This is a genomic window from Martelella limonii, assembly GCF_013344475.1.
Lineage (GTDB): Bacteria > Pseudomonadota > Alphaproteobacteria > Rhizobiales > Rhizobiaceae > Martelella > Martelella limonii.
This window is the reverse complement of the sequence record NZ_JABUOU010000016.1, coordinates 16,086-27,360: the sequence shown is the minus strand read 5'-3', so window position 1 is coordinate 27,360 and position 11,275 is coordinate 16,086. Positions and strand designations below refer to the sequence as shown.

General features: G+C 57.9%; 7 protein-coding genes and 4 pseudogenes. 4 read left to right on the top strand and 7 right to left on the bottom strand.

Features of this window, described 5'->3' with window-relative positions; translation table 11 throughout:
- Nucleotides 1-128 precede the first annotated feature (128 nt).
- Nucleotides 129-578 (top strand): annotated as a pseudogene (locus HPQ62_RS20440) (IS66 family transposase); the annotation flags it as partial.
- A gap of 21 nt (nucleotides 579-599) precedes the next feature.
- Here HPQ62_RS20440 and HPQ62_RS20435 read toward each other — a convergent pair.
- From HPQ62_RS20435 to HPQ62_RS20425, 3 genes and pseudogenes are all read right to left on the bottom strand, one after another.
- A pseudogene (locus HPQ62_RS20435) lies at nucleotides 600-973 on the bottom strand (transposase); the annotation flags it as partial.
- 509 nt (nucleotides 974-1,482) lie between these two features.
- The gene (locus HPQ62_RS20430) at nucleotides 1,483-2,547 is read right to left on the bottom strand and encodes an FAD-binding oxidoreductase (protein ID WP_174804448.1); all 1,065 of its coding nucleotides are present in this window, start codon (nucleotides 2,545-2,547) and stop codon (nucleotides 1,483-1,485) included.
- Between the two features lie 473 nt (nucleotides 2,548-3,020).
- Nucleotides 3,021-3,708 (bottom strand): annotated as a pseudogene (locus HPQ62_RS20425) (IS6 family transposase).
- 351 nt (nucleotides 3,709-4,059) lie between these two features.
- On the opposite strand from HPQ62_RS20425, the gene HPQ62_RS20420 reads away from it, so the two are divergent.
- A complete protein-coding gene (locus HPQ62_RS20420) occupies nucleotides 4,060-4,824 on the top strand; it encodes an SDR family NAD(P)-dependent oxidoreductase (RefSeq protein WP_174804447.1) in 765 nt (254 codons plus the stop codon).
- Entirely contained in the window at nucleotides 4,821-5,825 is a 1,005-nt protein-coding gene (locus HPQ62_RS20415) for a helix-turn-helix transcriptional regulator (RefSeq protein WP_174804446.1), read from the top strand. The genes HPQ62_RS20420 and HPQ62_RS20415 overlap by 4 nt, the downstream gene beginning before the upstream one ends.
- Nucleotides 5,826-5,989: 164 nt before the next feature.
- On the opposite strand, the pseudogene HPQ62_RS21315 reads toward HPQ62_RS20415, so the two are convergent.
- The 4 genes and pseudogenes from HPQ62_RS21315 to megL form a co-directional block, all read right to left on the bottom strand.
- A pseudogene (locus tag HPQ62_RS21315) lies at nucleotides 5,990-6,106 on the bottom strand (IS6 family transposase); the annotation flags it as partial.
- Nucleotides 6,107-6,232: 126 nt separating this feature from the next.
- Nucleotides 6,233-7,780 carry a subtype B tannase gene (locus HPQ62_RS20410; RefSeq protein WP_174804445.1) on the bottom strand — a complete coding sequence of 516 codons (1,548 nt, stop codon included), beginning with the start codon at nucleotides 7,778-7,780 and terminating at the stop codon, nucleotides 6,233-6,235.
- A 160-nt stretch (nucleotides 7,781-7,940) separates the two neighbouring features.
- A complete protein-coding gene (locus HPQ62_RS20405) occupies nucleotides 7,941-8,891 on the bottom strand; it encodes a PLP-dependent cysteine synthase family protein (RefSeq protein ID WP_174804444.1) in 951 nt (316 codons plus the stop codon).
- A gap of 76 nt (nucleotides 8,892-8,967) precedes the next feature.
- Entirely contained in the window at nucleotides 8,968-10,170 is a 1,203-nt protein-coding gene (gene megL, locus HPQ62_RS20400) for a methionine gamma-lyase (RefSeq protein ID WP_174804449.1), read from the bottom strand.
- A gap of 245 nt (nucleotides 10,171-10,415) precedes the next feature.
- Between megL and HPQ62_RS20395 the strand changes: the two genes are divergently transcribed.
- Entirely contained in the window at nucleotides 10,416-10,910 is a 495-nt protein-coding gene (locus HPQ62_RS20395) for an Lrp/AsnC family transcriptional regulator (RefSeq protein WP_174804443.1), read from the top strand.
- The last annotated feature ends 365 nt before the right edge of the window (nucleotides 10,911-11,275 follow it).

The following is an 11,275-nucleotide window of genomic DNA, read 5'->3' as shown; positions in this document are numbered from 1 at the left end:
GCTCGATAACCGCCCACTCGAAATCCGTCAGATCAAAACGTCGTCTCATCAAGGGTTCCTTTCAGGAAGCCATTGAATCAAAACGAGCACTCATCGTGAACCCATCAGTTTATGAGTTTACGGCCTAGCAGGTCGAGGAGGCCGCTCGAGGTCAAAGTCCCGACGCCCGCGTCGCGGTGCGTCAGCAAACCTGCGCCGTAATTGTCTCTGAGCTCTTCGATCTCTGGCACAAGACCCTGCCACGGATATCCGGAAAATCGAAGCTCGCCGAGGCGATCCGCTATGCGACCACGCGCCGCGCCATCTTTGAGCGCTTCCTGAGCGATGGCCGCGTCGAGCTCGACTCGAACATCGTTGAACGGGCAATCCGGCCCCAGGCCATAACGCGAAAGAACGCGCTGTTTGCCGGCAGCGACGGCGGCGGAAGAAGCTGGGCGACGATCGCTACGCTGCTGCAGACGGCAAGAATGAACAACGTCGATCCGAATGCCTGCCTTACCCAGACCCTCGAGCGCATCGCCAACGGTTGGCCAAGCAGTGAAATCGACGCGCTTATGCCGTGGAATTACCAAGCCTGAACGGCCTCGGCTTGCCGCTTACATTCTTCTGAGTCCCCATCCCCGATCATGCTTTTTTTGAGCAGGCGCAGCTCCAGCGTCTGCTCGGCCACGACCTCTTTCAGATCGCGTGTTTCCCGGCGCAACGCCTTCACCTCATCCGTGGTTGCGGCCCGTGCCGTATCGCCGGCCAGGCGCCGCTTGCCGGCCTCGAGAAATTCCTTCGACCAGGTGTAATACATGCTCTCGGCGATACCCTCACGGCGGTAGAGTGCGGCAATGCTGTCTTCGCCGCGCAGGCCTTCCAACACGATGCGGATCTTCTCCTCGGCCGAATAGGACTTGCGTGTGGCCCGGCGGATATCCTTGATCGCCTTGTCCGCCGTCGGTTTCTGCTGACCGGATTTCTGTCTCATCTTCGCTTCCTTTGCGTGCGCTATGATGAGCCAAAACCCTCCCTTATCCGTTAAGCCAAATCTGTCTCAAAGGCGTTGAGACGGAACAGTCGTAAATTTGCAAATAATTCAAAATGTCATCCATGTTGCCACACCAGTGGCCACAAGTGTTGTAACAGTAGTGGTGTAATATATCCTTGAGCCTAATTCACTCTTTCGCAAGCATACGAAATCCTCAAGCGTCTGTTTTTATTTTATTTTTACATCAAGTGGAAACTTCTCCAAAATTTCGCACTTTCGCTCTCCCAATTTTCGGCTTCAAGAGCGTCATACGTGGCCTTCGCCGGTTCAATGCATCGGAAATTCCTGTTTTAAAAAACGCACTTACGCGAATTCCGCTCCGCTCGGCCCCATCTGTGACAAAATTGCTCTTGGCTCGCCGCGAAACGCCCAATATCTGCCCCGCAAATGCCAACTGTTCTTGCGCGCCGCCCATCCCGCTAAAAACAGGCCGCCGCCGCCAACCCCCATCAAATAAGGGGCTTTCCCACGAATTCCGGGATATTCCCGGATATTCCCGGCTCTGCCATATGATCTTGCGGGTTACATATTCCCCCGTGGTCGTCGGTCCGCACGGTGCCTCGCGCAACCTTGATCCGGCAACTGCCGCACGCACCCATCTGACACGAGCTGTTGATCCAGACGCCCACGTTCAACGCCGCCTCAAGAACGGTTTCTCCGGGTCGACACTCTCCTGTCATTCCCGAAAGCGAGAACGTCACCGGGCCACCCTCCTCGGCCGTGGCCTCGACCACCACCTTCTCGCCGAAGCTCTCTTCGTGCACAGCGAGGACGCCGAGTTCCGGGGCAATGGCTCGCGCGGCCTTCATGAACCCCTCCGGGCCGCACATAAAGATTTCGCGTTCTTCGAGATCGGAAACGAGCGAGCGCATCAGCGAGGCGCTGATGACGCCCGTTGCTCCGGTGAAGCCGACATCGCCGCAATCATCGTCTACGACGAGGCGCAGCGCCACGTTCTCGTAACGTTTCGCGATGAACTCCAACTGGTCCCGGAAGATGATGTCCTGCGGGGTTTTTGCGAAATGGACGAAGACGAGGTCGGCACGATCTGCGGTATCGTTGATGAACTGGAGCATAGACATGACGGGTGTAATGCCCGAACCACCGGACAGAAACAGCGGCTTGCGGGATGGAATATCAAGGTAGTTGAAGCGGCCACAGATATCTAGAATGTCGATCTCCATGCCGGGCCGAACATTGTCGTTCAGCCAGTTTGACACCGTACCCCCGGGAGCTCGCTTCACGGTGATGGCAACGTTGTGCGGTCTCGAGGGAGACGACGAGAGCGAATAGGCACGCGGATAGATCTTGCCGTCGATGTGGAACCTAAATGTGGCATACTTGCCCGGCTTGAAATCGAAGCCTCGGTTCCTGCTGTCTTCGAAGAAGAATGTCTTCGTGTCGTGCGTCTCCGCAACGACCGCCTTGCACACGAGTGTTGCGGCCCCTCTCCGATAGAACGGCTGCTGGTTGGCGGTTGGAACACAGTATTGAAACGGGGATTTCGTGAGCATCGGGGTTCTCCTACCGAGGCTCAATTCATATCAAAGCGGGCCGCGCCGAGTTAACCAACAGACGGGCGCGATAGATCGGGAATCCCGATCAAGCTTCGGCGAGCGTGCGTTTCCAGCGTTCGATCTGCATTTGAGCCGTTTGTCGGTGATGGGGAATCCTGAACTCGACGCCCCTGAACACCCCGCGCGGCTTCCTCGCCCTTTTCGACGGCAGTAGCACCATACAGCGAACCTCGATGACAAAAGCGGCAGACGCGACCCTCCCATTGTGCGGTCAGAACAAGAAGTGTCCCCCCCCAGCACGCGGCATTTACCAACCAAAGACAGCAACCGCTGATTTGACGATGATGCCACCATCCGGGCTTCTGCGCATCTGGCGGCCGGTAGTCACGCGAAAGATTTGCAGCAATTGCAGCGGCATCGTAAATATAACGGCAACGAGAGCAGATCATGACAACGGCCTATTTCGCCGATCATGCTCGGGCGATTTCGGCCCACAGGTTCATCGCCGCGGAACGCAATTCGCGATAATGATTAGAGGGAATGTGGTGTCGGGGGATGTGGAACAGGTTGGCGATCGGGTCATGGATAGAGACAAAGCGTTGTAGATGTCGCTGTGACTTGAAGCGCTTCATGATCCGCTCTCGGCGCCTGGCCGGCTGGTGAGAATTCTCCGCCCGAATATTAAACCCTTTGTGGGAGCGATGCTCGACACAAGGCATGATCTCGCGTTTTGCTGCGCCGTATGACCGCAGCTTGTCGGTGATCGTCCCTGGGCCCTTCAAGAGCTTGCGCACTAGGCGCTTGGCGGCCCCAACATTTCGGCGGCTTTGCACCAGAACCTCCATGACGAACCCCTCCCGATCAACTGCGCGCCACAGCCAATGCTTCTTGCCACGGATTGAAACAACGGCTTCATCGAGATGCCACTTGTCCCCAAACCAACCGGATGATCGACGACCGATGTCGTTGGCAAAGGTGCGGCCGAGTTTCTCTGCCCACAGCCAGACGGTCTGGTGCGAGACAATGATCCCGCGGGCAGCCAGCAAGTCCTCGACCATTCGCAGGCTTAGGGAAAAAACGGAAATAGAGCTCCACGGTGTGGGCAACGATTTCAGCTAGGAAGCAATGGCGACTATATAGTGGATCACGGCTTGTTATGGCCCGTCATTTGCACGTCACATTCCACATTCCGTCAAATTGAAGATGCGGCGTAACCTGATCGCGAACGAAACCCTTTCGATATAGCCCAGCATGCCGCCTCCGATCGACGAAGTTGTTTCTACATCAGGTTCGAGTTTTTACACAGCCTCGGCCCATTGCGGACTTCGAGCATCCGACCGCCAACGGCATGAGGGCTCGGCGTTGGTAAGGGCTCAATTCCAAAAATCGTACCGGGTTTGCAACATTGCAATGTTGGCGTCTGATGCCAGTGATATGGCGCGTTCCGCGATACCGTCGTCGCTCATCGGCCATTAAGTTCCCCTCATCAACAATTAAGGAGCAAGACAGATGACAAACCAGGTTGCACTGATCACCGGGGGCGCAAGCGGCATCGGCAAGGAAACTGCCAAAAAACTCGCAAGGAGTGGTATTACAGTTGTTATCAGCGGTCGGCGCGAAGAACTGGGTGCCGCCGCTGTAAAGGAAATCGAGGCCGTTGCGACAGGCGGCGCACAGGTGCGGTTCATCCGCAATGACGTGACCAGCGAGGTCGATGTCGAGGCGATAATCGACCAGGTCGTATCCGAGTTCGCGAAGCTCGATATGGCTGTAAATAACGCCGGAATTTCGAATGAAACCGCTTCCATCGATCTTTCCGACAGTGGAAATTTTAAGGCTATGATCGAGACCAACATTCTCGGACTTTACTACTGCCAGAAGTATGAAATCCGGCAAATGCTCAAGCAGAGCAAGGGGTCGATCGTCAACCTCGCCTCGATCGCCGGCATCAACGGAATGCCGTGGGCCGCTGCCTACGCTGCCACCAAGCACGCGGTCGCAGGATTAACGAAGTCCTCGGCGCTCGATCACGCCGCACAGGGCGTCCGCATCAACGGCGTCGCGCCAGGTGCGGTCAAGACAGATATCATCGCCGCCCAACTCGATGGTAGCGACCCGAACTACAACGAAGAGGTCATCAGCGCCATGCATCCAATGAATCGCCTCGGCGCACCGCAGGAAATCGCCAACGGCATCGCCTGGTTGCTGTCGGACGAAGCGAGCTTCGTGACCGGACATATCCTCGCCATTGATGGCGGGTTCACTGCCAAATGAAGATACCTGACCGCGTCAAGATACCGGCCGCGTTCTGGCTGGGAGTGGATCGTCTGAACATCAGGCGGTCCGAACTCCTGCGCCATGCCGCCTTGCCTATCCAGGCCGGCCAAGACAACGTGCACCTCTCCACCGTGCAGTTCTTTGCGCTATGGCGCGGGTTGGAAGCCTTGTCGGGATTGGACGTAGGCCTGCAACTCTCGCAGTCGCTTGACGGCGCGGTCATGCCACCCTCCTTCATGGTGGCATTTCATTCGCGCAACCTTGACGACGCCCTGTCGCGGGTAGCGCGGTTCAAGATGCTTTGCGCGCCGGAGGAGCTTGTGATCGCAAGGGACGGCGAAAAATGTATCCTGTCTGTATCATGGCCCTATGGCGGCGGTAATGTCCCTCCGTCGCTGACAGATGCCACGATGGCTGCGCTCGTCGGCTTGGCGCGGGCGGGTACAGGGAATAAGGTTGTTCCGCTCCGGCTGGAGTTGCGACGCGACCGAAGCGCGATGGTGTCGGACTACTTCGGCTGTCCCGTCAGGTGGAATGCTGACCATGACCGACTTGTTCTCCGAGTGAGCGATCTCGGTTTGCCGTTCCTTGGATACAACAGGGAACTGCTCGCCCTGCTTGACAAGGCTTTGACGACGGAGGCCGATAGTAGTGCGGCAGCGGGGACGGTGGTCGAGCAGGTGCGGTGGCTCTTGCGTCGCAACCTCACCGCCGGTCGTCCTGAACTTCGCAGCATTGCGCAGGAACTGGCAGTAAGCGAGCGCTCCCTGCAACGGCGGTTGAGCGAGGAAGGTCACAGCTTCCAATCACTGCTCGCCGATACCCGTCATGAACTGGCGCGGGAATATCTCGTAGAGGAAACGTTGGATATTGCCGAAATCGCCTACATGCTTGGTTATGACGACCAAGGCTCGTTCTACAGAGCATTCCAGCGATGGGAAAACGCTACCCCGTCCGAATGGCGCGCGCGTGAACGCGGCAAAGACCGCAGGGCCTAAAACCAAACCGATGTAGAGACATGAAAATCCTGGTACCTGGCGCGACGGACATGGGCCAATCTTGAACGGAGAGCCGTATGCGCTGAAAGGTGCACGTATGGTTCGGGGAGGAGAAGTGCACCCGCGCCTCTTAAACCACTCCGGACCAACGAAGGCTTTGCCCATCATGCTCGGGCGATTTCGGCCCACAGGTTCATCGCTGCGGAACGCAAGTCGCGAAAAGGATTTGAGGAAAGATAGTGGCGCGGGATGTGGAACAGGTTGGCAAACGGGTCATGGAGGCGTTGGTGCACGGATCGCTGAGATGATGAATTTCCGTCTTTGAACACAACGGCTATGGGGCAGCATTTGTGCATCGGACGGATTTCGGGCGTGCGCGATCCGTGCACCAATGCCGTCTGACAGCCTTAAGCCGCGACGGATTTTATCCAGGCGATGAAATCTTCGGCGTCCTCGTTGGCGCCGTGACCGCTGTCCCAGTAGAGCTTTAAGTTCACGGAATCGCCGTTCTTTTCGCTCATCGCGGCAAGGTTACCCACAACGCTCAGGGAGGTGTCGGTATCCGACGACCCGGTTCGTATCCACCAGTTCTTCGACCGCGCCGGGTTCGCTTCGGCAAGGAAGGGCATCGGGTTCATGAGTCGTAGCTTTTCGGGGATGTCGTCGGCCAGCACGGTGTCCCCGGCCGTGGCGCGTGCCGCCGAGAAGGCGGTAAAGTGACGGGCTTCCTGGGTTCCCAGGCCGAAGAGATTGTTTTCTCCTGCCGAAAGGTCGAAGGCGTCGAAGGCCGGCAAGGTCTTGCGCCGGGTGCCGACATGCGTCACGAAACCCGACCAGTCGAACTGGGCAGCCCCGTTTTCCCACGCGATCATCTTGTTCGCCGCCAGATATGTGCTGCGGTCCGTCTCGGACAGAGCCGAGAGATAGGCGGTAGCCGCCGGCTTCAAATATGTCTCGACCAGGTAGGGGCCGAAGGTCTTCGCGGTCAGCGGACCGAAATCGTTGTGCCCATGGACACCCAGTCCCTGCTGGTAGGTTGCAAAGTCATCCGCCAAGGCCGCGGACAGTGCCGCATCCATCGTCTGGCCGTCACCGGTCGGATTGCTGCCCCAGCACCACTCATAGGCGCCGTCGGCATGTTCCAGATCGGTGATCGGGCACCAGGCCCCCGTCGCAAAGATCGCGTCGCTTGCCTCTGCCGCACCGAGCGCCTGCAGATACGGTTGGTAGATCGCACTGTCACCAGACGCGCCCAGCAAGGCCGACAGGGCTCCGCCTGCGCTCGACCCGGAGCTCACGATGCGCTCGACATTGCCGGGAATACGCCCTGCATTGGCCCGAATGAAACGCACGGCAGCCTTCAGGTCGACAATCGCAGCCGGCGCCACGCCATAGTAGACGCCCGCCGCGTCGATTTGGGTCCGGCCGCGTGCACCCGGCTCGACCACGACAAGACCGGCAGCAAGACCCAGCTTGGCATTCGATACCATCTCGCTAGCCGCCATCTGCGCACCGCTGCCCGATACGACACCGCCTTCCGTGGGAGGGGCCGGCTCCGGCATCCCCTCGGGCATTTCGAAACCGCCGCCACCGATGCCGTCCGCGTTGCTGACTTTCGAGGGAAGATAGCCGCCGATGGCATTGGCGAGCAGTATCGGCGCCGTGCTGGCATCCACGTCTGCCCCATCGATCTTAATCGGAACGGAAACATTCAAAGATTGGTAGTCGGCGTCGACCGGTCGCGCCACATAAGGAATGGCGCGCCAGAAACGGTAGATGACGGTGACATCTCCGCCTGCAGTCGAAACCGTGGTCGTCAGCGTTTCATAGTCTTCGGGGTCAAAAACGAGGCTGTTGTCCTGTGCTCGCGCCATGTTCGGAAGCCCAATGCACCCGACCAAGGCATAAGAAGTGCAAGCAGCACCCGACTTGAGAAGTGTTCGACGTGTCAACATTTTCTTCCACTTTCAACTTTATCCCCCGATCATCGCATTTTTTCAGAAAATCCGGGCCGCCTTTTGGCGGAGCATGCGGGGCAGCGATGAAAACGACGTTTACGCCATAGCCCTTCCAAAAGGACACCTGAGAACCAGCCGGAAGCCGCTGAAATCAATCTTAGGCATCTGAAAGGAGACTCCCATTCATGTACTTTAGTCCCGTGTCGCACGCGACCGTGACAACCGTTTTGCCGGGCCCCAGCTCTTTGGCCAAGGCAATCGCCGCCGTAACATTGAGACCTGTGGACGTGCCAACCAGCAGTCCTTCCTCACGTGCCAATCGGCGGCACATGGCACGCGCCTCTGCTTCGGAAACGGCACGCGCTTCATCATAGAGGGTCTGGTCGAGCAAGGGCGGCACGAACCCCACTCCAATGCCCTCAACGTGGTGGGCACCAGGCTTGCCCTCTGTAATGACGGGGGAAGAAGCCGGCTCCAAAACGACAATCCTGACCAACTCGGAGCGGCCCTTCAAAACTCGCGCCACACCCATCGCCATTCCTGCCACGCCAACCGCGCCACAGAAGGCGTCGATTCCATCCGGGAACTGTGCGACCAACTCGTGGCCGATTTCCTCGTAACCGATCAGCGCATCGCGATTGTTGAACTGGTTTGAATAATAGCAATCCTCCCGCTCTGAGACCTCCTCGGCATGACGGATCATGGACGGGATCAGATCGGCTGTAATCTTGCCGGACGGGCTGTGGGTCAGATCGACAGTGGCCCCGAAGCCGCGCATGGTGCGCAGCTTTTCCATGGCAAAGGCGTTTGAGGATGCCACGATGAATTGATAGCCCTTCACCGCGCAAACAAAAGCGAGCGAGGACCCCGTGCTCCCGCCGCTCGCTTCGACGACTGTCATTCCGGGCTTCAGTTCGCCGCGCCGTTCGGCCTCCAGTATCATGGATTTAGCCATACGGTCTTTATACGATCCGGTCGGGTTGAAATACTCCAGCTTCACAAAGACCTGAGCCGCCCCGTCCGGAACTACGCGGCGCAGGCGCACGACGGGTGTGTTGCCGATGGCATCGAGCGCGGTTTCGCCTGGTGGCGGTGGAGTTGGTCGCATGTTCAGTTATCCTCCTGTTGATCGTCCACAAGATAGGCATCACCGTCAGTTATATGGCGGTTGCGGCAGGTTACAATCATCCTCGGACCATCCGGTCGAGGGCGCCGACCAGATCAGCCTGAAGGTCGTCATAGGTCTCGAGTCCGACGGAAATGCGGACCAGCCCATCGGTGAGACCGTGCCTAGCGCGCTCTTCGGGATTATACGTAGAATGTGTCATTGAGGCCGGGTGCTGAACAAGCGTTTCGGCGTCTCCCAGGCTGACGGCACGCGTCGCAAGCTGCACCCCATCCAAAAAGGCACGGCCTGCCGCCATCCCACCCTTGAGTTCGAGCGCGATCATTCCTCCCATTGCCCGCATCTGCCGGGCGGCAACCGCCTTCTGGGGATGGCTATCGAGTCCGGGATAATAGACACGCGCGACACCGGGATGCCCTTCCAAGGCGTGCGCCAGACGGTGCGCCGTCTCGCAGTGCCTGTCCATGCGAAGATTGAGCGTCTTCAGGCCGCGCAAGATCAAAAAGGCATCGAAGGCCGATATGCAAGCCCCGTTCAACTCCTTGATACCAACGAAGCGGAACTGGTCGATCATGTCCTTACTGGCGATAACCGCCCCGGCAATCAGATCACCATGGCCGCCGAGATATTTTGTCGCCGAATGGGTGACAATATCGGCTCCTAACGAAAGGGGGCGCTGCAGATAAGGAGTGCAATAGGTGTTGTCCACGACGAGTAGCGCATCGAACTTGTGACAGATTTCGCCGATGGCTGCGATGTCGACAATGCGCATATTCGGGTTCGATGGCGTTTCGGTAATGACCATTCGGGTTCTGGAACCGATCGCTGTCTTGAGATTGGCCGGATCAGTCAGGTCAGCGAATTGCACGGAAATTCCAAATCGGCTGATATGGTGCTCAAGCAGTCCAAAGGTGCAGCCATAGAGCATTTGGTCAGCGATGATCTCATCACCGGCCTTCAATAGCGTCCAGATAACTGCGGTAAGCGCGCCAACGCCGGAAGACGTGGCCATCGCCGCTTCGCCCTCTTCCAGTGCCGCCAGCCGCTTCTCCAGGATGGAAACGGTTGGGTTGCCGACGCGGCTGTAGACGTAGCCGTCCGCGTTCCCCGCGAAACGTTCGCTCCCGGTGTCGGATTTGTCGAAGGCATAGGTCGAGGTCAGGAAAACCGGAGGATTGAGCGCCCCGTCATAATCCAGGGGATCGTAGCCGTAATGGATCGCGCGCGTGGCAAACCCCTGACTGTCTGGCAATTTCGACATGATGAACTCCTTTGCGGACATCATAATCAGAGGCTTGGTTATATTCATGCCAAAGACGTCGAGGATCGCGCTGACTTTTGGCACGATCGACAAGCTATGCCACCTGATTTGATTATTCCTGCCAACTGAAACAATGTTCTTGGAATATGTACGCAGGCTGTATCTGTGATAAATCGTGGACGCGATCTCAGGACCAATCGCCCATCGGTCACATCTGAGAGCTGTGAAGGGAGCGATCCGCAACTATGAACAAGCCCGCAAATATTGGCCTCGATGCAATTGACTTGAAGATCCTGCGCGTACTTCAAACAGACGCCCGGACCCCGAATATCGTGCTGGCAGAAAAAGTGGGGCTGTCGCCCTCGCCCTGTTCGCGTCGCGTGAAGTTGCTCGAACAGGCGGATGTTTTGGAAAGCTATCGCGCTGTCATCTCTCGTTTTGCAGTTGGTTTGTCTGTTACGGTATTCGCCGGGATTACGGTGGAGCGGCACTCGGATGACAACGCGGACGCATTTGTCAACGCCGTACTCGCCATGCCGGAAGTGGTCGCGTGTCACCTCGTTTCGGGTGAACATGATTTCTTGCTCGAAGTGGTGATTCCCGACATGGCCACTTATGAAGCCACAGTCCTGCGTGCGTTGCTGGCACTGCCTGCCGTGCGTGATATCCGGACCTCGTTCGCGATGCGCACGTATAAATCAAATGGTGCGCTACCTTTGGACATCGCCAAGCTTCCCTAAGGCGGGGGACCAACCAGCGAAGGGCAAGATTGCAAAGTTCACATGTGCCATTCCGGCTCCTCTCGGTCGAGCACGGACTTAAGGTAGTCGAAGTGGCGTTTGCCCATGCCGCGATAGGCGCGCCAGCCCTCGGCGGTGTTGCGCGCCACGGCGTCATCAAGAATCGAGAGTGGCTGACCGCTTGAGCGGGCAAGGATCAGGGTCTGGGTGGAACCCCACAGCGCTTCGTTTCCGCAACTCCCCCAACGAAGCGCTTCTTGACCCGCTCTCGGCGCCAGACCGGCTGGTGAGAATTCTCCGCCCGATTATTTGCGGCATAAGCTGCTTTGTTCCGCCATCCCAGCGGACGAAGGCTGACGCCGGAC

Excerpts from the sequence above, each read along its gene's own strand:
- HPQ62_RS20430 (WP_174804448.1), bottom strand. The coding sequence starts at position 2,547 with ATGCTCACGAAATCCCCGTTTCAATACTGTGTTCCAACCGCCAACCAG.
- HPQ62_RS20410 (WP_174804445.1), bottom strand. The coding sequence starts at position 7,780 with ATGTTGACACGTCGAACACTTCTCAAGTCGGGTGCTGCTTGCACTTCT.
- HPQ62_RS20415 (WP_174804446.1), top strand. The coding sequence starts at position 4,821 with ATGAAGATACCTGACCGCGTCAAGATACCGGCCGCGTTCTGGCTGGGA.
- megL (WP_174804449.1), bottom strand. The coding sequence starts at position 10,170 with ATGTCGAAATTGCCAGACAGTCAGGGGTTTGCCACGCGCGCGATCCAT.
- HPQ62_RS20395 (WP_174804443.1), top strand. The coding sequence starts at position 10,416 with ATGAACAAGCCCGCAAATATTGGCCTCGATGCAATTGACTTGAAGATC.
- HPQ62_RS20420 (WP_174804447.1), top strand. The coding sequence starts at position 4,060 with ATGACAAACCAGGTTGCACTGATCACCGGGGGCGCAAGCGGCATCGGC.
- HPQ62_RS20405 (WP_174804444.1), bottom strand. The coding sequence starts at position 8,891 with ATGCGACCAACTCCACCGCCACCAGGCGAAACCGCGCTCGATGCCATC.